Source organism: Streptomyces sp. NPDC045026 (assembly GCF_056432625.1).
On sequence record NZ_JBWKIS010000010.1, the window covers coordinates 19,545 to 41,888 of the forward strand.

Below are 22,344 nucleotides of genomic sequence, written 5' to 3' on the forward strand. Positions count from 1 at the left end.
ATGCCTCGGCGCGAGGGCTGCAAGCCGTCTTGCAGCCCTTCTGCACGCTGCTCCTGCACGTCCTTCTACAGCTGTAGAAGGAGCGTACTCCTCATCTCTACAGGTGTAGAAAGGGGGAGTGACAAGGGATCGACGAACCGTTCTTGCCGACGCGGCCATCGACGTACTCGCCGAGGAGGGCATGCGGGGCCTGACCCACCGGGCCGTGGACCGGGCGGCCGTCATGCCCGCGGGCACCACCTCCGCCTACTTCCGCACCCGACAGGCGTTGCTCACGGCGCTGGTCCGGCGGCTCGTGGAGCGCGACCAGGCCGAACTCCGCTCGGCCGGCGAGGGGTTGCCGCCGCTGCGGGACGCGGGCCAACTGGCGGCGTTGATCGGCGAGTTCATCGAGCAGCGACTCGCGGGGGAGGGACGGCGGCGGTCCCTCGCGCGTTACGCCTGCGCCATCGAGAGCGTCCGCCATCCCGAGCTGCGGGCCATACTCGTACCGCGCGAGAACGCGGCGCGCGACGCCGTACGCGACTTCCTGGCCGCGCACGGCGTGAGCGACGCCGAGGATCGCACCCTCACCCTGCTTGCGTGCGTCGACGGGCTGGTCTTCGACCGGCTGCTGGGCGGCGGGCGGGTGTCCGAGCCGGAGATTCGCGGGCTCGTCGCGACGGCTCTGCGATAGCGCCCGTCGGCAGCGATCAGGGATACGTCCCGCCGTCAGGCGGTGGCGGGCGGTTTCACGAGGCGGTGCGGTGAGGTCAGGGTGGTGTCGACGAGCCGCTCCACGTCCTGGTCGTCGAGAACCTCGTCGTAGAACAGACAGCGGAACAGCATCAGGCCCGCCCATGAGTCCAGGACCATGGACACGTCGGTGTCGGCGGGCAGGTCGCCCCGCTCGATCGCCCGGTGCAGGACCTGCTGGGAGAAGGCCTTGCGTTCGTCGACGAGTTTGTCGCGCAGGTCGCCCCCCAGCTCGGGGTTCTGCGAGGTGTCGGCGATCAGACCGGGCAGCGCCTCGCGCACCTCGTGCGACCCGAAGAGCCGGGCCAGCATGGTGACCGAGGCGAGCATCTCGGCCCTGCTGTCGCTGAGGTTCTCCGTCGGCACCTCGGGGAGGTGCTCGCGCAGGGCCTCGAGGACGAGGGCCGGCTTGTTGGCCCACGAACGGTAGATCGTGGCCTTGCCGACGCCGGCGTTGACCGCCACTCCGCCGATCGTCAGCTTCGCGTAGCCCTGGTCGGCGAGCATCTGGAGCGTGACGGACAGAATGCGTTCCCGCGCTTCCAGGTCGCGTCTCATCACCCCGGACGAGCCTTCGAGGTGTGTCAGTGTGCGCTTCTGCCCCATCCCTGTTCACTTCCTTCAAGCGTCGTGGGCGGCGGAGGACCGGCGGGGGCGATGGCACCCTGCGTCCAGGTAGGAACGAGTCGATCCGTTCTATCACGAGTGATTCCCGGATGGTCAATCCGTCGTACGGGACGGGCCGGCGCTCCTTCGAGGCACACCGCGGCCACGGTCACGCCGTCCTGGCTCGACACCCGGACCGGGATCAGGGTGCCGACCGGCAGCGAGGGGGCCAGGGTCTCCGTCAGCCGGAACAGCAGCCGGCCCGGCCCCTGCTCCACGGCCTCGGCCGCCATGAAGCCGAAGTACCTGCCGACGTGGCCGTACAGCGCCTTGAAGACGGCCTCCTTGGCGCTGAAGATCTCCAGCGCCCGCACGTCGTCCGGTGTGTCCCGGGGGGCCGCCCGCCGCTCCGCCTCCGTCAGGACGACGGACCTCAGCGCGGCGACCCTGCGCGGGCCGAGCCGGGCCAGGCGCTCGACGTCGATGCCGAGCGCCCAGCAGCCGTCCGCGGGGGCGACGGCCACCGCGAACAGGCCCTCGCTGTGGCTGATGCTCCCCAACAGTCCCTCGGGCCACAGCGGTTGGCGGTGCGCGCCCACGGGCAGGGCCTGGGCCGCGTGACCGATGTGGCCGGCACGGCCCATCGCCTCACGCGCCAGGGCCCGGCCCGTGGCGAACTCGGAGCGCCGGGCCCGGCCCATGCTCCGCGCCGCCGGGCGCTCCGCGGCCAGCAGCCGCGCCCTGTGCAGCGGTGCGGTCCGCGCGACCACCGCCACCTGGGGCGGCAGCAGTCCGCGGAGCCGGAGAGCGAGCCCGGACGCGTCCCCGCCGCCGGGCTCCCGCATCACCCCGCGGACCCGTCGAGCTCCGCCTGGAACGCGGCGGCGAGGCGCGGCACCAGCCGGAGGTCGGTGAACATCGTGTAGTGGTTGCCCGGCACCGGGACCGTGTGCAGCTCGCCGTCGACGTGCGAGGCCCAGTGCTCCTTGCCGAGGAGCTTGATGCGGAGCATGTCCACCTCCTCCTCCGGGTGCGGCTCCTGGGCGTCGAACACCACGACCCGGCCCTGCACCTTGCCGTCCGGGTAATAGCCCTTGAGCGCCTCGTGGTTGCGGCGCCAGATCTTGATGAACCGCACGAAGTCCTCCTCGCTCGCGGCCATCCAGTCCGGCCGCGCCTTGAGGATCTCCACGGCCTCCCGCACCGTGCGCGGCGGCGGGGCGTCGCGCCGGATGCCCGCGTCGGGCAGCACGGAGGCCATCAACTGGGGCAGCGCCGCGAGGAACTCCGCCTCGGTGAGGTGCTCGCCCACGTACGCCTCGGGCGGGTGGGCGTCGAAGAGGTAGAGCCCGCAGACCTTCTCGCCGGCCCGCTGCAGCCGCAGCGCGACCTCGAAGGCGAGGTTCCCGCCGAAGGAGTAGCCGGCCAGCTGGTAGGGGCCGTGCGGCTGGACGGAGCGCATCTGCTGGATGTACACGTCGGCGAGTTCGCGGATCGTGACCTCGCCGTCGCCGAGCTCCCTGGGGTACGAGAACGCCGTGAGCGGGCCGTCGTACTCCAGGTGTTCGGCGAGGCGGAAGTACGCGAAGTTGGTGCCGCCCGCCGGGTAGAGCAGGAAGAGGTGCCTGCCCTCGCCCTCGCGCATGCGGACCGTGCCCGACCACTCCGTCGCCGTGCCTTCCAGGAGCGCCGCGAGGTGCTCGCTCATCGCCAGTGGAGTGCGCAGGTCGGCGAACTCGTCGACGTCGATCTCCACCGGATACGTCTCGCGCAGGATGCTGACCGCGTCGACCGCGGCGAGCGAGTCGCCCCCCAGGTCGAAGAAGTCGTCCTCGGCGCCGATGGTGTCGACGCCGAGGAGCCTCTCGAGGATCGAGATGATCTCCGCCCGGATGCCGGCCGTGCTCACACCCTCCGCGGCGGTGGGCGCCGGCGGTGTGCGGGTCTCGGCTTCGGCCCGGGCGGGGGCCACCGGATCGATCCAGTAGCTCTCGGCCGCGAAGGGGTACGACGGGAGCGAGAGCTTGCGAGCGGCGCCGAGGTCGCCGAGCCGCTCGTGGGAAACCTGCCGGCCGGCGACGAACGCCGCGGCCACGGGATGGTCCGAGGCGCGCACGCCCCGGTCGAGGAAGGCCGAGAGCCCGGCGCGCACGTCGTCGAGCGTGCGCACCGCGAGCGCGATCCGCTCTTCCCAGTGCGTGCGGCCGGTGCCGAGGGTGAACGCCAGGTCGTCGAGCCGGGGAGAATCGCTCTCCACCTGGGCCAGCAGCTGCCGGGCCTGACGATCCAGGGCCTGCGGAGTCCTGGCGGACAGCAGCAGCACGAACTCGCTTTTCTCCGCAGGGAGTTCACGGTCGTCGAAGGTGTGCCGGGCCAGGACGCAGTGCCCGTTCGTGCCGCCGAGGCCGAAGGAGCTGACGGCGGCGTGGGTGAGCGGCTCGGCCGGCACATGGGCCTCGGTGTGCACCACGTACCGCGAACGGTCCAGCGGAATACGCTCGTTGGGCGCCGAGAAGTTGATCTGCGGCGGAATGACCTGGCGCTGCACCACGAGGGCGGTCTTGATGACGCCGATGATGCCCGCGGCCGCGTCGAGGTGACCGAGGTTCGCCTTGACGCTGCCGAGGGCGCAGGGGGATGTGGCGTCGTGCGCCTGGGACAGGGCGCGGACCTCGATGGGGTCGCCGAGCGCCGTGCCGGTGCCGTGCGTCTCGACGTAACCGATCGCGTCGCCGTCGACACCGGCCGCCGCGAGCGCGGCGGAGACCGCCCTGGCCTGGCCGCGGACACTGGGCGCCGTGAAGCCGATCTTCTCGTTGCCGTCGTTGTTGACGGCGCTGCCCTTGAGCACGGCGTAGACACGGTCCCGGTCCGCGAGCGCGTCGGAGAGCCGCTTCAGTACGACGACTCCGGCGCCGTTGCCCCGCACCGTGCCGCCCGCCGCCCGGTCGAAGGGACGGCAGTGACCGTCGGCGGACGCGATGCCGCCCTCCTTGTGCACATAGCCGGACGTCTGCGGGACGGTGATGCTCACCCCGCCCGCGAGCGCGACGTCGCTCTCGCCGGACCGCAGTGACGCGGCGGCCTGGTGCAGGGCGACCATCGAACTGGAGCACGCGGACTGGATCGTGTGGCTGGGACCGGTCAGGCCCAGCTTGTACGAGACCCGGGTGGCGAGGAAGTCCTTGTCGTTGCCGATGAGCACGGGGTAGCTGAGCTCGCTCTCCTCACCGGCCCCCTCGGCCCGCAGGATGTTGTTCAGCAGATACGTGCTCATGCCGGTCGAGGCGAACACGCCGATGGCGCCGGGGAACGAGCCGGGTGCCACCCCGGCGTCCTCCAGGGCGCGCCAGGCCGACTCCAGGAAGATCCGGTGCTGCGGGTCGGTCACCCGCGCCTCCTGCGGCGTGAAGCCGAAGAAGTCGGCGTCGAACCGGTCGACGTCGTCGAGCGGCGCACCCATGGCCACATGGCCGGGGTGGCTGCGTATCCGGTCCGGGACGCCGGCCGTGTCCAGCTCCTCGGGTGTGAACGCGCGCACGGCCTCGGTGCCGTCGAGCAGCTGCTGCCAGAACGCGTCCAGAGTGCGCGCCTGCGGCAGCCGCACGGCCATGCCGACGATGGCGATGGGCTCAGTCATGGTGTTCGTACGCTCCTCGGTCATGCCGCTCGCCCGGCGGCAGGGTTCAACTTGTCAAGGAATCCGGCCAGTTCGCGTACGGTCGTGTACTCGAAGAGGTCGATCATCTCGAGCTCGGTCGTCCCGAACTCGCGGCACAGCCGCTCATGCACGTGGACCACCTGCACGGAGGTCCCGCCGACGTCGAAGAAACGGTCGTCCGCGGTGAACTCGGACTGCCCGAGCACCTCGCGCCACACCCGGGCGACGACCGCCACCGAAGGGGGCGCGTCCTGGTCCGCCTCGGCCAGCGACAGCTGCGTACCGGCCTGCTCCCGCGGCCAGGGCAGCGCGGCCGAGTCGACCTTGCCGTTGATGGTCAGGGGAAGGGCCGGCACGGCCACGTACAGCGAGGGCAGCATGTAGCTCGGCAGGAGGTCCCTCATGACCTCCCGCAGGTCCCGGTCGCCGAGGCCGTCGTGGCGCACCACGAATGCCACGAGCCTCGGCTCGTCCGCCTGCTCGTCGAGCAGCACCGCGCAGTCCGTGATGCCGGGGACGCCGCGCAGCGCGGTCTCCACCTCGCCGAGCTCGATACGGTAGCCGCGCAGTTGGACCTGCTGGTCCATGCGCCCGAGGTAGACGAGGTTCCCGTCGGGAAGCACCCGTGCGAGGTCACCGGAGCGGTAGAACCGCCCTTCCTCGCCCGGCAGTTCGACAAAGCGCTCGGCCGTCAGGTCGGGCCGGCCGAGGTAGCCGAGGGACACTCCCGCGCCCGCCACGAGCATCCTCGCCGGGCACACCGACCGGGACCGGCGCCAGATTTGTGTCGACGACCCGTATCTCCAGGTCGGCGAGGGGCTTGCCGATGACACTCGGCCCGCGCCCGAGCGCATCCTTCTCCGTCACCCGGTAGTACGTGACATGGACGGTGGTCTCGGTGATGCCGTACATGTTCACCAGCTCGGCCTGCTCGCCGAAGAGGTCGAACCACCGCGTCAGGCAGTCGAACTGCAGCGCCTCGCCACCGAACACGACGTAACGGACCTTGCTGCGGCCCGCATGCCGCTCACCGAGGGCCTGGCGGAGCCGGCGGAACGCCGACGGCGTCTGGTTGAGGACCGTCACCCCGGTGTCGGTCAGGAAGTCCGCGAACCGGTCGGGGGACTTGCGCACCACCTCCGCCGGGATGACGAGACGGCCGCCGTGGAGCAGCGCCCCGTACATCTCCCACACCGCGAAGTCGAAGGCGTACGAGTGGAAGAGGCACCACGTGTCGTCAGCGGTGAACGTGAAGTGCCGGCCGGCGGAGAGGAAGAGGCGCAGCACGTTGCCGTGTGTGACCTGGACGCCCTTGGGCTTGCCGGTCGACCCGGAGGTGAAGATGACGTAGGCGGCGCGGTCCCGGAGATCCTGCGCGGGCAGGGCGTCCGCCGTCAACCCGGCTGATTCCGCCAGCAGTTCGCGAAGGGGGATGGCGTCCTCGTGCGCCAGGTCGGCGAAGACGCCCGGCCCGGTGATCAGCGGCAGCTCCCCGAACTGGTCGATGATGTGCCGCACCCGCGCATCGGGCGCCGCGGGGTCCACAGGGACGTACGTCTTGCCGGCCTTCAATACGCCGAGCAGCACCGCGATCAGGTCGCAGCCCCGGTCGAGGGCCACCGCGACATGGTCGGCGGTGACGGTGTCGCGCAGGTGCCGGGCGATGCGGTTGGCCTGGTGGTCGAGCTCCCGGTAGGTGCGGCGCTCGGCGCCGTACTCGACGGCGACGTGGTCGGGGTGCTCGGCGGCGCGCCGCTCGAAGACGGCCTGGAGCGAGCGGTCCGTGGAGAACGTGGCGTGCTGGTTGACGAGGCGGTCGACGGCCGCGACGTGCTCGGGGGAGACGCCGCGGACCTGGGAGAGCTCGACATCGGCGCCCCGGGCCACGGACCGCAGGATGCTCAGCAGGCTGTCGCGCGGGTCGGAGGCGGCCATGGCGTGGGTGTGGGCGAGATGGACGCCGTAGCCGTCGCCGAAGTCCTCGACCCGGGTGACCAGCGGATACACCAGGTCGGTGCGGGGCACGTGGAGGCTCTCGGCCGGGGACCCGCCGATGGTGAACGCGAGCTGCTCCCGGTAGTAGGTGCAGGAGCTGCTGGGCGTCATCCGGCCCGTCGCACCGGCGGGCAGGATCTCCTCCGCATGGGCCGTGGGGTCGAAGTCCTCGTGCCGGATCAGTGAGCTCATCCGGCTCTCCACCGCGCGGCACAGCTCGCCGAAGGTGGCGTACGCGTCGAGGTCCACGGCGAGCGGCAGCGTGTTCACGAAGTATCCGAAGGCGATGCGCTGTTGGGGGTCCTTGCGGCGGCCGCCGAGGGGGATGCCCACGGTCACGGCGCGGCTTCCGCTGAGCGTGCCGAGCAGCAGCAGGTGCACGGCGAGGAAGAAGCTGAACTTGCGCACGCCGAGGTGCCCGATGGTCGTGTCGACGCTATCGGACAGCTCGGCGTCGAGCGGCACCCACACGTGGGAGCCTTCGAGCGTGCCCTCCTCGGTGCGGCCCGCTTCGAGCTGGTCCAGGGCGAGCGTCGGCATCGCGCCGAGCATCGAACGGAAGAACTCCGTCGCCTCCGCGGACGACGCCGGATCGTCCGGGAAGTCCGCGGGGCTGAGCGCGGTGCCCGTCACCTCGACGGACGGGTCGTCGTAGAGCCGGCCGATCTCGCGCCCGATGTTGTAGAAGGAGAAGACGTCGCAGATGAGGTGCGACATGTAGAGCGTCAGATACGTCGCCTGCGGGTCCACCTGCACGGTGTACTCGAAAAGAGGCCACACGTCGGTCGGGATCTTCTCGCGGACCATGCGGGCGAGCCGGTCACGGAGCCGGCCCGAGGCGTCGTCGTCGTGCCGGACGAGGGGTACCTCGTAACGGAGTTCGGGATCGTGGACGGCCCGGATCTCCCCGTCGCGCTCGGCGAACACGGTGTTGAGCGCGACGTTCGAGTGCACGAACGTCTCGACGGCGTCGCGCAGCCGTCCGGCGTCGATGTCACCGGTGATGCGGAAGACGTAGGCCAGGTTGTACGAGTTGTCGTGCGGGAACACCTTCTGGTGCAGATACAGCTTGCGTTGAGCAGCCGTCAGATCGCTTGTCTTCTCCGTCATTTCCTGTCCCCCATTGATAACGGTGACTTTCAGGACTTCTGTGCGGCGAGCCCGCGCACGACGCGGGTGTGCAGCGTCCGCAGAGGCCGCGGTGCGGCCCAGTTCCAGCGGCCCAGCAGGGCCATGAGCGCGGGCACGAGCGCGCCGCGCACGACCGTCGCGTCGATGAGCACCGCCAGGGCGGCGCCGAGGCCCAGCTCGCGGATGGGCTGGAGCTGCGAGGTCGTCATCGCGACCAGCGGCACGAACAGCAGGGCCGCGGCGGCCGAGACGACGGGCCCGGTGGCCCCGATGCCGACCGCGACCGCCTCCGCGTCCGTGCGGCCGACGGCGCGTTCCTCCTGGATGCGGTCCAGGAGGAAGACCCCGTAGTCCGTGGAGAGCGCCGAGATCAGCACCCCCGCGATGATGAGCGAGGTGACTTCGAGCGAGCCGTTCGCCTCGACGCCGAGCCAGCCCCACTGGAAGACCGCCACGAGAATCCCGAACGACGCGGCGATCGTGAGGGAGTTCATGACGATGTTCTTCAGCGCCAGCACGACGGACCCGGTCATCAGGAGCAGTACGAGGGCGCTGAGCGCGAACATGATGCCCACGACGTACGGGAGCCGGTCCCGCAGGCTGTGCAGGAGGGAGTCGAACCGGGCGGTCTCGCCGAGCGCGCTCACGGACCCGGGTGCGGGCACCGACTCCAGGGCGCGCAGCGTGTGGCGCGCCTCGCCCGACAGGGGCGGGTCGGCCAGCTCCGCCTCCACGACCCACAGACCGCCCGGCAGGGCACGCGGCGCTCCGACCGCCTCGACACCCTTCACCTGACGAAGAGTTGAGGCGTAGCGAGCCATCCCGTCCTGAGCCGATGCGCCCGCCCCGACGCTGAGCGTCACCGGCGACACCGTGGCGTCCTCGAAGTCGTCCATGGCGGCGTGCACCGTTCCCGTCGCGCTGCTCGCGGGCAGCACGCCGGCGTCGTAGCCGCTGAACGTGGCCTTGAGGAAGGGGGCGCCGGCGGCGAGGAGCACCACCGTCACCGTGGCCGCGAACACCAGTGGGCGCCGCAGGACGGTCTGCGCGATGCGGTACCAGCGGCTCTGCTCCACCGTGGAGTCACGGTGCCGCAGCCGCCTGGGCGCCAGCGCGTTCACGCGCGGGCCGAGACGCACCAGGAGGGCGGGCAGGATCACCAGGGCGAAGAACGCGGCCGCGACCGCCACCGTGGCGCCCGCCAGGCCCATCGAGTACAGGAAGCGCTGTGGGAAGACCGCGAGGCAGGCCATGGACACCGTGACGGTGGCCGCGCTGAACAGGACGGTCCGCCCGGCGGTCCGCACCGTGCGCTCCACGGCGGCACGCGGCGGCGCGCCCGCGTCCAGCTCCTGCCGGAACCGGCTCACGACCAACAGGCTGAAGTCCACGGCGAGACCCATGCCGAGCGCCATCACGAGGTTCATCGCGAAGACGGACACGTCCATGAAGAGCATCGCCGTGCCCAGGCCGATGAACGTCGTCAGGATGCAGAACACCGCGCCGAGCAGCGGGATCGCGGCGGCGACCACCCCGCGGAAGACGAGCAGCAGGCCGATCACGAGCAGCGGCATGGCAAACATCTCCGCAGTGCCCAGGTCCTCGGTGGAGATCTCCGCCGTCTCCACGTTGCCGACGGTCGGGCCGCCGAGCACCACGCTGTCGCGCAGGAGCGGATCCGCGTGGACCGCCGAGCGCAGCGCGTCGACCGCCTTCTTCTCGTCGACGTGCCCGACCGAGGCGACGACGTACGTCTGCCGGCCGTCCCGGGAGATCATCGACGGGTCGTCGGCGGACGCGTAGTCACGGACCTCGGCGACCTCCGGGCGGGCGCGCAGCAGTCGCGTCGTCTGCGTCACCACCTCGGGCGGCGGCTGCTCGGCGTCGAGCCGCCGCTTCGACCGGACGAGTACGACATAGCCCTGCTCGGGGTCGGCGCCGGTCGCCCTGAGCATGCGTTCCTGGGCCGCGACCAGGGGCGATCCCGGGTCGTCGTAGTCGCCGAGCGAAGCGGTGAGGCGGGGCTGGACGACCGCCGCGAGCGCGGCGCCCACGACGACGAGCAGTCCGCCGAAGTACAGGACGCGTCGCGGCCACCGCTGGGCGAGCGTCACCAGTGAGCGCATCACGCGGGGACTCCCGTGGGCTGCCGGGCGATGCGTTCGAAGTCGACGCAGATCCAGTAGTTGTGGCCGGTCGGCAGGCCGAGGACCTTGGTCCCGGCGGGGACGGTGTCCTGGATCGCCGTCATGTTCACGATCACGTCCGCGGCGAAGCAGTGGCCGTTCTCCGCCGTCCGGGCGAAGACGCGGCCGAGGTCGAGCTGGGCCGACGCGGCGAGGACCCGCAGCACGGTCGTGCCGACGTTGCCGGCGACGACGAACGGATAGTCCTCGCGCCGGTGGCCCTCCATGGCGAAGAACCCGTCGGCGGCCCGTCGCATGCCTCCCGCGGTGCCACGGACCATGGCGATCGTGTCCTGGGCGGGGTCGACCGAGTGCATCGTGTGGTCGACGGCGGAGAAGACGCCGCCGATCAGCCAGCCGTCGTCGGGGCGGGCCGCGGAGACCATGACGGAGGCCGCGGCGTCGCTCATCAGACAGGTCCCCGCGTCGACCAGGCGCGAGCGGTCGTCCCACACGTCGGTCGTGACGACGAGGACGTTCTCGGCGTCGCCGGTCCTGATGGCGTCGCGGGCGATGCGCAGGGCGGCGCCGAAGTTGGCGCACACGTTGGCCGTGGCACCCACGAGGTGGACGTGCGGCGCGCCGATGGCCTCGGCGAAGCGGTTGGGGTCGCGGCTCAGGTCGACGCGGCTGTCGGTGGACTCCGAGGCGTAGACGATCAGGTCGACGTCCGTGGCGGCGACGCGGGCCGCCTCGAGGGTCTGGGTGGCGGCGCCCACGGCGAGTTGCCAGGGCAGCAGCTCGGAGTGGAAGTAGCCCGCGAGCCTCTCGTGGTCGAGGCGGTCCTGGTCGGCGGGGTTCTCGGCCTTCCAGACGCGCCGGTCGCCGAACGACCAGGCGGGGGCGTGCATATGGGCCGGAGTGTGCTGGTTCACGCGGTCAGGCTCTCCGTCCGCACGACGCCGTCGACGGTCACCTCGAGGTCGATGGACGCCCCGAACAGACCGATCATCAGGCGGGACATCGTGTCGTCGAACGCCTCGACGGCGATGGGGTCGATGACGTCCGCGATGTAGGGCATGCCGAGGTCGAACTCGGTCTCGAAGAGCACGCTCGTGCCGCCCTCGCCGGCCGCATCGACCTGCCAGGAGCCGCTGAACACGGCCAGATCGCCGTGGAGTTGCTCGAAGGTGATCGAGCGCGCCGCGGGATCGAGCACGTCACGCTCGGTCCAGCGCATGACGCCGTCGTAGAAGTTGACCTCCCACGCCGAGGTCCTGGTCGTGGCGTCCACGCCGGTGACGGAGATGGAGCGGATGACGTCGGAGAAGCCGACGAACTCCTCGAACCGGCGGACGCGTTCGTAGGCGGTGTCGGGGGAGACGTCGCTGACGACGGCTCGCAGGGAGAATTGCCGCATGGCAAGTGGCTCCAAGTAGGTGAGATGTCCGGGTGAAGTCAGGGGCGGCAGGGGCCGTCCGGGCGCCGGTGCGGCGGGCCTCAGGCAGGCACGCCCTGGAGCGCGGGGGCGTGCCCCGTCGTGTGCATCCAGTGCCGCATCGTGCGGTTGAGGAGGGTGCGCGAGGAGACCCGCGGGCCGCCGGCCGCGTCGAGCACCTCCTCGCTGGAGGGAAAGGCGGACACGACCGCGATGTACGGCGCGACGTGCTCGAACAGGCTCGTCACCAGCTTGCGCAGATCCCTGGGTAGCGAGGGCAGGAACACCGGCTTGATCAGCCGCTCGTACATCTCCGGCGGCACGATCCGGGGTGTGCTGACGGGCCGCCCCGCCTCCCGGCCCAGGCTCATCAGTTCGTCGATGAGGCCGGTGAGCGGGATCGCGCGTTCGCCCGCGGTGATCCACACCTCGCGGGTCCCCGGCGCGAGCTCGCCGCGCGCGGACGCCGCGACCACCCGCGCCACCAGGTCCTGCGGCACGAAGTCGATGAGCCCGGCCTCGTCCGCGGGGAACGCCGGGAACAGGTCGCTCAGGATCGCCCCGCAGATCCGGTGCAGCCCCTGGTACTCGCTCATCGCCCCGGTCACCGAGTCGCCGACCACGATGGAGGGGCGCAGGATGACGTGGTCCACGCCGGATGCCCTGATGTACTGCTCCGCGGCCTGCTTGGACTCCGCGTACGGCATGGAGCGGCCCGCGTTCTCGGGACGGTCCACGGCGTGCACGAAGGCCGTACTCGTGTAGTGCAGCGGCACGCCCGCGTCCGCGGCGAGCCGGACGACGTTGCGCGTGCCCGCGATGTTCGTGGCCGTGAGGCTCGCCGTGTCCCCGTTGAGCCGGGTGTCGGCGGCCGCGTGCACCACTGCGCCGATACGGCGCGTCAGGTCGGCGTAGTCGGAGGGGCTCAGGCCGAGGCGCTCGGCCCGGATGTCGCCGCGTACGCACTGCGCGCCCGGCAGGTCCCGGGTGTGCACCAGGGCGATGTACTCCGAGGGGTGGAGCTCCTGCCGCAGGGCCGTGCCCACGACGCCCGCGCCGCCGGTCAGGAGTGCGGGTCTGCGGCCGGTCCGCGTCTGCTCGGTCATGCGTCCTCCAGGGCGTTGGCAAGTTTGTTAACGATCTCGGCGGCGGTGCTCCGCCCCCGTACCCCTTCGCAGGAGTGGCCGGCGTACATCGCCATGTCGTCGATCAGGCCCTCCGTGAACCGCGTCGGCACGGTCGCCGAGAAGCGGTAGACGGGGTGACTGCGGCCCGCCACCTCGGTGGTGCCGATGTGGGTCCGTCCGTAGCGGCCGGGGTCGGCCGTCACGCGGCTGCTCAGGACCCGGTGGCGCCGGCCCGCCCAGCCGAGGTCGAACACGTCGGTGACCGTCGTGTCCACGGCCCCGGCCGCCACCACGCGGTCCTTGTACGTCTCGTGCGCGTCCGACTCCTCTGCGGGGACGAACGCCGTGCCGCAGCAGACCGCGTCGGCGCCCGCCTGAGCGACGGCCGCGGCGTCGTCCGGCGTCGCGATGCCGCCGGCGGCGACCACCACGGCGTCCGGGTGGCGCCGCCGTACCGCGGCGACCAGTTCGGCGGTGGGTGTGTCGCCGAGCAGCCGGCCGCCCGCCTGCGCGCCCTGTGCGACGACCGCGTACGCGCCGGCCGCCAGGGCCCGGCCGGCGGCGTCGACCGAGCCGACCTGGACCACGAAGCGGCGCCCCGCGGCGCGCAGCCGCGCCACGGCCACGTCCGGCAGCGTCCCGAACGAGACGACGAGGAGCCGGTCGGGCGTGTGCCCGAGGATCCGCAGCAACTGCGCGTCGAGCGTGCCCGCCGACACGGCCTCCGGCACGAGGCTCACGCCGACGGTGCCGGCGGTGGCCGCGAGCAACGGGTCGACGAGGCCGTTCAGTTCGGCGCCGGTGGCCTTGAACGCGCCGACCACGCCGAGACCGCCCGACGCTGCCACGGCCGCCGCGAGCCGGGGCCCTGAGACGCCGCCCATCCCGGCGAGCATCACCCCCCGCTCGACTCCGAGGCCTGCCCCCGTCATGGCGCGGTGACGGGGAACGCGCGCACGGCCTCGACGGCCGCGGCCCAGTCGCCCGAGAACCGCGCGTTCAGCGCGTGCAGCCACCGCTCCACGCCGAAGGCGACACAACTGGTGTGCGCGGGCTCGCCGTTGACGTGCAGGTCGGCTCGGTCGCCGAAGAAGTTGCGGTGGTAGTTCACGGAGGCGATCGCCACCCCGTCCGCGGTGACGAACTCCTCCTTCACCGGGAAGAGCTTCTGCATGACCGCGCGCGAGCCGTTCGGGTCGAAGAAGGGATCCGTGGCGACCTCGGTGCGCAGGCCGAGCCCGAGGTGCGCGGACAGCGCCTCGATCAGCGGCTTGAACTCTGCGAGATGTGCCTTGGCGTCATCGGGACCCCCGACGGTGATGATCTCCCGCATGGTGAAGCCGTGCAGCCGCCGCAGCCCGTCGTACCGCGTCTCCCTGCGGAAGCACTGCGCGATCGTCGTGAGCTTGACCGGCCCGTCCAGACGGGATCCGACGAGCGACAGGTATGCGTTGTAGCAGGCCGCGGACGGCAACAGGTAGCCCGCGCTGCCCAGTTGGCCCCCCGAGAGGTGCGCGTCGTCCGGCGCCGGGTGGTGGGGGAGGGGAGTGGCGCCGTCCGCGTCCGGGGTGTGCACGGGGGTGGCGGCGAGTGCGAGGTGCGGGAAGTTCACGAAGTAGTCGAACCGCGCGAGGTCGGCGACGCGGGTCAGCGGCGAGTACAGCACGCTCTGCGCGCCGGCCGTGCGGGCCCACCCGGTGAAGACGTCGTCGAGCGCTGACCGCAGGCGGACGGCGTCGGGCCCGATCGTCACCAGGCCGTCGGTGACGGTGACCGGCGGGACGGTGAGGGCGGGGGAGGCGAGAGCGGTGGCAGGGCCCCCGTCGAGTGTGCTCATGACTGCGTTGCCTTTCCGCCGAGGAATGCCGAGTTGATGCGGTTGAGGGTGCGGAAGTTCTCGACGTCGATCTCCTCCGGGGCGACGCGGTTGCCCGTGACCTCTTCCAGCAGGAAGAGGAATTCGACGAAGGCGAGGGAGTCGAGGATGCGCCCGTCGATCAGGTCCTGGTCCCAGTCGTGGGGGTCGACGGCGGCGTCGGCCTTCCGAAGGAAATCGATGACCAGGTCCATGGCCGGTGATCCGGCCGATGCCGCGATGGTGGCGGCCTCATCGACCGACGTCATTGGAGTCCCCCCAAGCAGTTTCGAAAATCCCGGAGTTGACGAAGAAGCGGTCGACGCGCGCCATGATCTTCTGGTGGAAGGGGTCGCGGTCCGGATGCGACATCGCTTCGCGGCGCACCTTCAGCGGCTGCGCGATCCCGGCGTCGCGATAGGCGTCCGGGTTGTACAGGCTCCGCACCGAGTACGTCATGTACGCCTTGATGTACTCCTCGATCCGCGCCCGGCGCTCGGCGCCACCGTCGGCGGTCTCGCAGGCACGCTCGTGCAGGTGCTTGACGAACTGCTTCCCGAAGGCGACGTGCCGGCTCTCGTCGTGGTGGTGCACCGCGTGCAGTTCGCGCAGGATCGGAGGCAGCCGGTCGTCCTTGCCCATACGGCTGTTGAAGTAGTCGAAGATCTCCTCGAAGATGACGATCCGCGAGAAGACGATCACGTCGTTCCAGGCGTCGTCGAGGTCTTCCTGTCGCAGCGGCGCCTGGGACTCCGGGTAGATGCCCCCGGCGTAGCGGTTGCAGAACTCGGCGAAGAACCACATGTGCGCGTTCTCCTCACCGAGAAAGTGGTGCAGGTATTCGGAGTACGCGGCGAAGCGAGGTGTGTGGATCCGCTGGGCGACCTCGATCATCAGCTCTCTGATCCCGTGGACATGGAGGCTGAAGAAGTTGACCGTCTCGCGCTGGGCGAGCAGTTCGAGGGTGTCTTCGTCGTCGACGAGACCCGTCCCGTGCACCGTGAGGTACTCCGGGCTCATCCACCAGGATCCGGCCGGCATCTCGTCCGGCCAGGTGAATCTCGTGTACGGGTTGTAGTGGTCGTCCACCGACTTGTCGGTGAGCCGGTCCACCATTTCCTGGAAGGCGTCGATTTCCTTCATGTGTCTCCCCGTTGAAGGTGCGTGTTGCTGACAGGCGCGCCGGGTCACCTGATCCGGAAGCGCTTCATGAGCGTGGTCGAGGTGTTGATGAGCCGGGCGTACCGGGCGAAGTCCATGGAGCCCGGCGGCTCCAGCAGGTCGAGGACGTGCTGGCTCGCGACGGTCTGCGCCTCGGTGTACTTCATGAGGCCCTCGCGGCCGTGCCGGCGGCCCACACCGGACTCCTTCATGCCGCCCATGGGCGCGTCGTGGGAGCCCATCGCGGCGCCATAGCCGTCGTTGATGTTGACCGTGCCCGCCCGGATGCCCGCGGCGAGCCGGCGCCCGCGCGCGACGTCCTTGGTCCAGATCGACGCGCTCAGGCCGTAGCGGGTGTCGTTGGCGCGCTCCACGACCTCGTTCTCGTCGGAGAACGAGGAGACGCTGACGACGGGTCCGAACGTCTCCGTCCCGCAGAGGTCCATGTCGGTGGTGACGCCCGTGAGGATCGTCGGTTCGTGGAACAGCGGACCGATGTCCGGGCGGGCCCGCCCGCCGGCCACGACGGTCGCGCCCGCCGCGACGGCCTGTTCCACATGCCGTGTGACGGTGGCGAGTTGGCGCGGGAACGTGAGTGATCCCATGTCGGCCTCGAACGTCAGCTCCGTGCTGAGCTTCATCGCCTTCGTCCTCGCCGCGAACCTCTCCAGGAACTCGTCATGGACGCTGTCGTGCACGTACAGGCGCTCGATGGAGATGCACAGCTGGCCCGCGTTGGCGAAGCAGGCGCGCACGGCGCCCCGGGCCGCGCGCTCGATGTCGGCGTCCCGGCACACGATCATCGGGTTCTTGCCGCCGAGTTCGAGGGAGTACGAGATGAGCCGGGGCGCCGCCTGCCGGGCGATGTTCCGTCCGCCGCCCGTGGAGCCGGTGAAGGCGACGTAGTCGGCCCCGTCGATGAGCGGCTCGCCGATCTCGGCGGGTTCACCGAGGACGACCTGCCAAAGTCCCTCGGGAAGCCCGCACTTGTGGAGCTGGTCGATGCACCACAGGACGCCCAGGGAGGTCTGTGTGTCCGGCTTGTGCACCACGGCGTTGCCCGCGAGCAGGGCCGGGACGGTGTCGGTGACGCCCATGCTGATCGGGTAGTTCCAGGGCGTGATCATGCCGACGACGCCCTTGGGCCTGCGTGCCTCCCGCACCCGGGTCGCGAGCGGCATCGCGCCCCCGCGGCGCCGGTCGCGCAGCCACTTCGGGGCGCGGCGCGCGTAGTAGAGCGAACACAGGGCCACGTCCAGGGCCTCTTCGTGGGCGTGGCGCCGGGCCTTGCCGGTCTCGAGCTGGAGGATGTCGAGGAGTTCGGGCTGCCCGGCCATCAGCGAGTCGAAGAACCGCAGGAACGGCCTCGCCCGTTCGGCGGGACTCAGGGCCGCCCAGGACCGCTGTGCCGCACGGGCCTTCTCGTAGGCGCGCTTGACGTCGTCCGCGGTCGAGACCGGAACGCTCGCCAGCGTGCGGCCGGTGAACGGCGTATTGATGTCGAAAGGACCGCTGTCGCCGGAGATCCGTGCGGAAAGACGCTCGAGAAGGTCCTTGTCGATGGCCTGAGGCATTCACATTCCCTTGGTTCGGGCCTGCCGCCCTTGGTGGAATTCCGATTTCAAATTCGGCATTACCTGCTATCGCACGCAGTAATCAATAGACCGCGCATCGTAGTCACTCCGGCCGACTGTGCGGGGTGAACGCTACCTCTGGTAACGAGAAACATGCAGGTCAGAGGTGACTTTGGGTGATGCGTCAACGATCCAGAACGGTGCGACTCGTTCTAGACTAGGATGGGCTTGCACGACCGTCAAGGGAACTTCGCCGCCGGCCAAGGGTGCCGCGGAGGCGTCGAAGAAATCCCTTGTGGAGGTGTGAATACTCGCTACAGTCGATCCGCCCGCTCCGAGCATTCAGGGGGAATGTTGAGCGTCCAGGTTGAATCCGCGATACCGGATCACGCCGAGGAGAACGGGAGAGGGGAGCTCCGGGAGGGGCACCGTCCCAGACTCTCCGCCGTGGAGCTCGTGCCCGTGAGTGCCCTGCGCCCGGCCGACTCGCCCCGCATCGCGGGCGAAGATCCTCAACACGCCCACGTGCTCGCACAGTCGGGGGCGCTCCTGCCGCCGATCGTCGTGCACAGGGAGTCCATGCGCGTGGTCGACGGCATGCACCGGCTGCGCGCGGTGATCCGCCGCGGTGACGAGGTGATCCGCGTCCGGTTCTTCGAAGGCGCCGAGCGCGATGCCTTCGTCGTCGGCGTACGGGAGAACACGGCTCACGGCCTCCCGCTCTCGCTCGCCGACCGGACCGCCGCCGCCACCCGCATCGTCACCTCGCACGGGCACTGGTCGGACCGGGCCATCGCCGAAGTGGCGGGACTGTCCGCACGGACGGTGGGCGAGATCCGCCGTGCCACGCTCGACGACGACGGCAGGCCGGCCACCCGGCTCGGCCGCGACGGCAGGATCCGCCCCCTGAACAGCTCGCAGGGCCGTATCCTCGCCGCACGTCTCGTCGAGGAGATGCCGGGCGCCTCGCTGCGCCAGATCGCCCAGCTCGCCGGAATCTCACCCGGCACGGTCCGCGACGTGCGGTCCCGAGTGCGCAACGGCGAGGATCCCGTGCCGTCCGCGGTGCGGCGTGACAGCGCCGGGCCGGAGCAGCCGAGGGTGCCCCGTCAGGCGGGGCGGGCGAAGCCGGGCGGCCCGTCCGGCACCGCCGCCGGCGGACGGGCGAGCGCCTCCGCGCAGGGCCCGGTCTGGCGTCAACTGCCCCAAGCGGCAGGCGATCCGGCCGCGGCGCTCGCTGCCCTGGTCAAGGATCCCTCGCTGAAGTACCCGGCCCACGGCCGCCTGCTGCTGCGCCTGCTCACCGCCACCCTCATCACCCCGCAGCACTGGGCTGACATGGCCGGGGCCGTCCCCGCGCACTCCGTCGGCCTGGCGGCGCAGGCGGCGCGGGCCTGCGCCGACGCCTGGACGCAGTTCGCGGAGGCGCTCGAGAAGAAGGTCTGTGCAACTGCCGGAGACCGCCGGTTGCACAGGCCGCCGGAAGCCTGAATCGAAGCCGGGCCGAAAGCCCGGTTCGCAAGCCTGAAAGATACGGGGGTAGGGAAATGCAGCCGGAGTACGTCCAGTTGCTCACGCCGGAAGGCGAACGCGTACAACACCCGGACCACGCGATCGAGGTGACGCCCGCTCAGCTGAGGGCGCTGTACCGGTCCATGGTCCTCGCCCGCCGCGCCGACGCCGAGGGCGTCACCCTCCAGCGCCAGGGCGAACTCGGCCTGTGGCCCTCGCTGTTGGGCCAGGAGGCGGCACAGATCGGCTCGGCGAGCGCCGTGCGCGACGACGATCACGTCTTCCCCAGCTACCGCGACCACGGGGTGGTGCTCGCCCGGGGCCTGGACCCGCTGCACATCTTCCGGATGTTCCGCGGCGTCAGCCACGGCGGCTGGGATCCCGCCGAGCACAACATCCACCTCTACACGCTCGTCATCGGCTCCCAGGTGCTGCACGCGACGGGATACGCGATGGCGACGGAGAGCGACGGGGCCGAGAGCGCGGTCATCGCGTATTTCGGAGACGGCGCCACAAGTCAGGGCGACGTGAGCGAGGCGTTCAACTTCGCCGCCGTCTACAACGCGCCCGTCGTCTTCTTCTGCCAGAACAACCAGTGGGCGATCTCGGAGCCGACGCAGCGTCAGAGCCGCGTGCCGCTCCACCGGCGCGCCGACGGCTTCGGGTTCCCGGGCATACGGGTCGACGGGAACGACGTGCTCGCGTGCCTCGCGGTGACGCGCGCCGCCTTGGACCGTGCGCGGTCCGGACAGGGCCCCACCTTGATCGAGGCCTACACCTACCGCATGGGCGCCCACACCACGTCCGACGACCCGTCCCGGTACCGGGACCCCGAGGAACTGCGCGACTGGGCAGCGAAGGACCCGATCTCCCGCCTGCGCAAGCACCTCGAACGCGAGCGCTTCGCCGACGACGCCTTCTTCGCGGAGGCCGACGAGGACGGCGAGCGGCTCGCCCTGCGCCTGCGGAGCAGCGTGCGCTCCATGCCGTCCCCGGACCTGAGCGAGTTCTTCGACGTCACCTATGCCGGGGCCCACCCCCTCGTGGCGGAGGAGCGCGACGGATTCCTGGACTATCAGGCGTCATTCGCCGAAGCGGAGCACTGACATGACCACCAAGACGGCCACCCGCACCCTCACGGTGGCGAAGGCGATCAACGAGGCGCTGCGCGCAGCGATGGAGGACGACCTCAAGGTCGTCCTGATGGGAGAGGACATCGGACGGCTCGGCGGAGTCTTCCGCGTCACCGACGGACTCCAGAAGGACTTCGGCGAACACCGCGTCCTGGACAGCCCGTTGGCGGAATCCGGCATCGTCGGCACGGCGATCGGATTCGCGCTGCGCGGCTACCGCCCCGTCGTGGAGATCCAGTTCGACGGGTTCGTCTTCCCCGCGTACGACCAGATCGTCACGCAGCTGGCCAAGATGCGGGCCCGGTCGGGCGGCCGGATCGGGCTTCCCGTCGTCATCCGGATACCGTTCGGCGGCGGCATCGGAGCGGTGGAGCACCACAGCGAGTCGCCCGAGGCGTTGTTCGCCCACGTCCCCGGTCTTCGCGTCATCAGCCCGGCGACGCCGGACGACGCGTACGGCATGCTCAGGGCGGCCGTCGCGGGCGACGACCCGGTCATCTTCCTCGAACCCAAGCGTCGCTACTACGACAAGGGCGAGGTGACCCTCGCGGCGCCGCCCGCGCCGATCGACACCGCACGCGTCGTACGCCCCGGCTCCGACGTCACCGTGGTCGGCTACGGCCCGACGGTGCGGACCTGCCTGGAGGCGGCCGCCGTCACCGAGGCGGAGGGCACCCGCCTGGAGGTCATCGACCTGCGCTCGGTCTCGCCCGTCGACTTCGACACGATCGAGGCGTCGGTGCTCCGCACGGGCCGCCTCGTGGTGGTTCACGAGGCGCCCGTCTTCCTCGGGGCCGGCGCCGAGATCGCCGCCCGCATCACGGAGCGGTGCTTCCACCGCCTCGAAGCCCCCGTGCTGCGCGTGGGCGGCTACCACATGCCGTATCCGCCCTCACGCGTCGAGCACGACTACCTGCCCGACCTGGACCGGATTCTGGACGCCACCGAGCGCGCCCTGGCCTACTGAAGGAAATCGGACACCCATGCAGCGCATACGCGAATTCAAGATGCCCGATGTGGGGGAGGGGCTGAGCGACGCCGAGATCCTCAAGTGGTATGTCGCGCCGGGCGATCCGGTGCATGACGGCATGCCCGTGTGCGAGATCGAGACCGCGAAGGCCGCCGTCGAGCTGCCGATCCCGTACGACGGTGTGGTCCACGAGATCCGCGGTGCGGAAGGGACGACGGTGGACATCGGTGCCGTGATCATCACCGTGGACACGGCCCCGGCCGGCGCCGCGCCGGAACCGGCCGAGGGCGCGCCACCGGAGGAACCGGCGGACCCCTCACCCGTACGGGAGCCCGTCCTGGTGGGCTACGGCGTGGTCAGCGGCGCCACCAGGCGCCGCCCCCGCAAGCACGCCGGCAGGACCCGGCCACCCGCTCCCGGCGGGCGGACCGCCGCGAAACCGCCGGTCCGCAAGCTCGCCAAGGACCTCGGGGTGGACCTCTCGTCGGTGACCGCGACCGGTCCGGACGGGACCGTCACCCGTGACGACGTCCACGCGGCCGCCCGTCCCCCCGCTGCGGCTGCCACCCCGTCGACGACGCCCGCGCCGGCCTCGCAGACACGTATCCCGATCAAGGGTGTACGCAAGGCCACCGCCCGGGCCATGGTGGAGAGCGCCTTCACCGCGCCGCACGTCACGGTGTTCCTCACGGTCGACGTGACCCGCACCATGAAGCTGGTCCGACGGCTGCGCGAGGATGCCGAGTTCACCGGAGTGCGGGTCACCCCGCTCCTCCTCGTGGCGAAGGCCTTCCTGGCAGCCGCCAGGCAGTACCCCGACATCAACGCCACCTGGGACGAGGAAGCACAGGAGATCGTCGTCAAGCACGACGTCCACCTCGGCATCGCCGCCGCTACACCACGCGGCCTCGTCGTCCCCAACATCAAGAACGCCCACACCAAGACCCTTCCCCAACTCGCCCGCTCCCTCGGCGAGTTGGTCGAAACGGCACGCGCGGGCACCACCGCCCCCGCCGACATGACGGGCGGCACCCTCACCCTGACCAACATCGGAGTCTTCGGCGTCGACGCCGGTACACCGATCCTCAACCCCAAAGAGTCGGCGATCCTGGCGGTCGGCGCCGTCAGGGAACGCCCCTGGGCCCACAAGGGCCGCGTCACGCTCAGGCAGGTCACCACGCTGGCCCTGTCCTTCGACCACCGCCTCGTCGACGGCGAACTCGGCGCGAAGGTGCTCGCCGCGACCGGAGCGGTCCTGGAGCACCCCAAGCGGCTCATCACCTGGTCCTGAACCGGCCCGCCGCCCCCCACCCGAACCTC

The 22,344-nt window shown here is 70.8% G+C and carries 19 protein-coding genes; 5 read left to right on the top strand and 14 right to left on the bottom strand.

Annotated elements, in window-relative coordinates; translation table 11 throughout:
* Nucleotides 1-118: 118 nt before the first annotated feature.
* The gene (locus tag AC07EJ_RS22055; RefSeq protein WP_478884772.1) at nucleotides 119-676 is read left to right on the top strand and encodes a TetR/AcrR family transcriptional regulator; all 558 of its coding nucleotides are present in this window, start codon (nucleotides 119-121) and stop codon (nucleotides 674-676) included.
* 35 nt (nucleotides 677-711) lie between these two features.
* Here AC07EJ_RS22055 and AC07EJ_RS22060 read toward each other — a convergent pair whose 3' ends face one another.
* The 14 genes from AC07EJ_RS22060 to AC07EJ_RS22125 form a co-directional block, all read right to left on the bottom strand.
* Nucleotides 712-1,341, bottom strand: coding sequence for a TetR/AcrR family transcriptional regulator (locus tag AC07EJ_RS22060; protein WP_389485174.1), 630 nt, complete (start codon nucleotides 1,339-1,341; stop codon nucleotides 712-714).
* A complete protein-coding gene (locus AC07EJ_RS22065; RefSeq protein WP_478884773.1) occupies nucleotides 1,320-2,186 on the bottom strand; it encodes a 4'-phosphopantetheinyl transferase family protein in 867 nt (288 codons plus the stop codon). Before AC07EJ_RS22065 ends, AC07EJ_RS22060 begins: the two co-directional genes overlap by 22 nt.
* A complete protein-coding gene (locus AC07EJ_RS22070; RefSeq protein WP_478884774.1) occupies nucleotides 2,186-4,981 on the bottom strand; it encodes a beta-ketoacyl synthase N-terminal-like domain-containing protein in 2,796 nt (931 codons plus the stop codon). Before AC07EJ_RS22070 ends, AC07EJ_RS22065 begins: the two co-directional genes overlap by 1 nt.
* A 20-nt stretch (nucleotides 4,982-5,001) precedes the next feature.
* Complete coding sequence (locus AC07EJ_RS22075) at nucleotides 5,002-5,742, bottom strand: acyl carrier protein (protein WP_478884775.1); 741 nt, start codon at nucleotides 5,740-5,742, stop codon at nucleotides 5,002-5,004.
* A complete protein-coding gene (locus tag AC07EJ_RS22080; protein WP_478884776.1) occupies nucleotides 5,636-8,107 on the bottom strand; it encodes an AMP-binding protein in 2,472 nt (823 codons plus the stop codon). Before AC07EJ_RS22080 ends, AC07EJ_RS22075 begins: the two co-directional genes overlap by 107 nt.
* 29 nt (nucleotides 8,108-8,136) lie before the next feature.
* Nucleotides 8,137-10,254: an MMPL family transporter gene (locus AC07EJ_RS22085; RefSeq protein ID WP_389485181.1), complete on the bottom strand. Its 2,118-nt coding sequence runs from the start codon at nucleotides 10,252-10,254 to the stop codon at nucleotides 8,137-8,139.
* Nucleotides 10,254-11,189, bottom strand: coding sequence for a ketoacyl-ACP synthase III (locus AC07EJ_RS22090; RefSeq protein ID WP_478884777.1), 936 nt, complete (start codon nucleotides 11,187-11,189; stop codon nucleotides 10,254-10,256). The genes AC07EJ_RS22085 and AC07EJ_RS22090 overlap by 1 nt, the downstream gene beginning before the upstream one ends.
* Nucleotides 11,186-11,674, bottom strand: coding sequence for a type II toxin-antitoxin system RatA family toxin (locus tag AC07EJ_RS22095; RefSeq protein ID WP_389485184.1), 489 nt, complete (start codon nucleotides 11,672-11,674; stop codon nucleotides 11,186-11,188). The genes AC07EJ_RS22090 and AC07EJ_RS22095 overlap by 4 nt, the downstream gene beginning before the upstream one ends.
* An 80-nt stretch (nucleotides 11,675-11,754) precedes the next feature.
* Nucleotides 11,755-12,798: an SDR family oxidoreductase gene (locus AC07EJ_RS22100; RefSeq protein WP_389485186.1), complete on the bottom strand. Its 1,044-nt coding sequence runs from the start codon at nucleotides 12,796-12,798 to the stop codon at nucleotides 11,755-11,757.
* The gene (locus tag AC07EJ_RS22105) at nucleotides 12,795-13,751 is read right to left on the bottom strand and encodes a nitronate monooxygenase (protein WP_389485188.1); all 957 of its coding nucleotides are present in this window, start codon (nucleotides 13,749-13,751) and stop codon (nucleotides 12,795-12,797) included. Before AC07EJ_RS22105 ends, AC07EJ_RS22100 begins: the two co-directional genes overlap by 4 nt.
* The gene (locus AC07EJ_RS22110; protein WP_478884778.1) at nucleotides 13,748-14,656 is read right to left on the bottom strand and encodes an aminoacyl--tRNA ligase-related protein; all 909 of its coding nucleotides are present in this window, start codon (nucleotides 14,654-14,656) and stop codon (nucleotides 13,748-13,750) included. Before AC07EJ_RS22110 ends, AC07EJ_RS22105 begins: the two co-directional genes overlap by 4 nt.
* Nucleotides 14,653-14,943, bottom strand: coding sequence for an acyl carrier protein (locus AC07EJ_RS22115; protein ID WP_389485192.1), 291 nt, complete (start codon nucleotides 14,941-14,943; stop codon nucleotides 14,653-14,655). The genes AC07EJ_RS22110 and AC07EJ_RS22115 overlap by 4 nt, the downstream gene beginning before the upstream one ends.
* Nucleotides 14,927-15,817, bottom strand: coding sequence for a diiron oxygenase (locus tag AC07EJ_RS22120; protein WP_393581880.1), 891 nt, complete (start codon nucleotides 15,815-15,817; stop codon nucleotides 14,927-14,929). Before AC07EJ_RS22120 ends, AC07EJ_RS22115 begins: the two co-directional genes overlap by 17 nt.
* Nucleotides 15,818-15,861: 44 nt before the next feature.
* The gene (locus AC07EJ_RS22125) at nucleotides 15,862-17,409 is read right to left on the bottom strand and encodes a succinic semialdehyde dehydrogenase (protein ID WP_393581881.1); all 1,548 of its coding nucleotides are present in this window, start codon (nucleotides 17,407-17,409) and stop codon (nucleotides 15,862-15,864) included.
* Nucleotides 17,410-17,856: 447 nt separating this feature from the next.
* Here AC07EJ_RS22125 and AC07EJ_RS22130 point away from each other — a divergent pair, with 447 nt between their 5' ends.
* The 4 genes from AC07EJ_RS22130 to AC07EJ_RS22145 are packed head-to-tail and all read left to right on the top strand — an operon-like array spanning nucleotide 17,857 to nucleotide 22,315.
* Nucleotides 17,857-18,900, top strand: coding sequence for a ParB/RepB/Spo0J family partition protein (locus AC07EJ_RS22130; protein ID WP_389485199.1), 1,044 nt, complete (start codon nucleotides 17,857-17,859; stop codon nucleotides 18,898-18,900).
* A gap of 56 nt (nucleotides 18,901-18,956) precedes the next feature.
* A complete protein-coding gene (pdhA, locus tag AC07EJ_RS22135; protein ID WP_478884779.1) occupies nucleotides 18,957-20,027 on the top strand; it encodes a pyruvate dehydrogenase (acetyl-transferring) E1 component subunit alpha in 1,071 nt (356 codons plus the stop codon).
* Between the two features lies 1 nt (nucleotide 20,028).
* The gene (locus AC07EJ_RS22140; RefSeq protein WP_478884780.1) at nucleotides 20,029-21,021 is read left to right on the top strand and encodes an alpha-ketoacid dehydrogenase subunit beta; all 993 of its coding nucleotides are present in this window, start codon (nucleotides 20,029-20,031) and stop codon (nucleotides 21,019-21,021) included.
* A gap of 16 nt (nucleotides 21,022-21,037) precedes the next feature.
* Nucleotides 21,038-22,315: a dihydrolipoamide acetyltransferase family protein gene (locus AC07EJ_RS22145; RefSeq protein WP_389485206.1), complete on the top strand. Its 1,278-nt coding sequence runs from the start codon at nucleotides 21,038-21,040 to the stop codon at nucleotides 22,313-22,315.
* Nucleotides 22,316-22,344: the final 29 nt, after the last annotated feature.

Excerpts from the sequence above, each read along its gene's own strand:
- AC07EJ_RS22145 (WP_389485206.1), top strand. The coding sequence starts at position 21,038 with ATGCAGCGCATACGCGAATTCAAGATGCCCGATGTGGGGGAGGGGCTG.
- AC07EJ_RS22125 (WP_393581881.1), bottom strand. The coding sequence starts at position 17,409 with ATGCCTCAGGCCATCGACAAGGACCTTCTCGAGCGTCTTTCCGCACGG.
- AC07EJ_RS22065 (WP_478884773.1), bottom strand. The coding sequence starts at position 2,186 with ATGCGGGAGCCCGGCGGCGGGGACGCGTCCGGGCTCGCTCTCCGGCTC.
- AC07EJ_RS22095 (WP_389485184.1), bottom strand. The coding sequence starts at position 11,674 with ATGCGGCAATTCTCCCTGCGAGCCGTCGTCAGCGACGTCTCCCCCGAC.
- AC07EJ_RS22060 (WP_389485174.1), bottom strand. The coding sequence starts at position 1,341 with ATGGGGCAGAAGCGCACACTGACACACCTCGAAGGCTCGTCCGGGGTG.
- AC07EJ_RS22080 (WP_478884776.1), bottom strand. The coding sequence starts at position 8,107 with ATGACGGAGAAGACAAGCGATCTGACGGCTGCTCAACGCAAGCTGTAT.
- AC07EJ_RS22100 (WP_389485186.1), bottom strand. The coding sequence starts at position 12,798 with ATGACCGAGCAGACGCGGACCGGCCGCAGACCCGCACTCCTGACCGGC.
- AC07EJ_RS22140 (WP_478884780.1), top strand. The coding sequence starts at position 20,029 with ATGACCACCAAGACGGCCACCCGCACCCTCACGGTGGCGAAGGCGATC.
- AC07EJ_RS22085 (WP_389485181.1), bottom strand. The coding sequence starts at position 10,254 with ATGCGCTCACTGGTGACGCTCGCCCAGCGGTGGCCGCGACGCGTCCTG.
- AC07EJ_RS22070 (WP_478884774.1), bottom strand. The coding sequence starts at position 4,981 with ATGACTGAGCCCATCGCCATCGTCGGCATGGCCGTGCGGCTGCCGCAG.
- AC07EJ_RS22110 (WP_478884778.1), bottom strand. The coding sequence starts at position 14,656 with ATGAGCACACTCGACGGGGGCCCTGCCACCGCTCTCGCCTCCCCCGCC.
- AC07EJ_RS22115 (WP_389485192.1), bottom strand. The coding sequence starts at position 14,943 with ATGACGTCGGTCGATGAGGCCGCCACCATCGCGGCATCGGCCGGATCA.
- pdhA (WP_478884779.1), top strand. The coding sequence starts at position 18,957 with ATGCAGCCGGAGTACGTCCAGTTGCTCACGCCGGAAGGCGAACGCGTA.
- AC07EJ_RS22105 (WP_389485188.1), bottom strand. The coding sequence starts at position 13,751 with ATGACGGGGGCAGGCCTCGGAGTCGAGCGGGGGGTGATGCTCGCCGGG.
- AC07EJ_RS22120 (WP_393581880.1), bottom strand. The coding sequence starts at position 15,817 with ATGAAGGAAATCGACGCCTTCCAGGAAATGGTGGACCGGCTCACCGAC.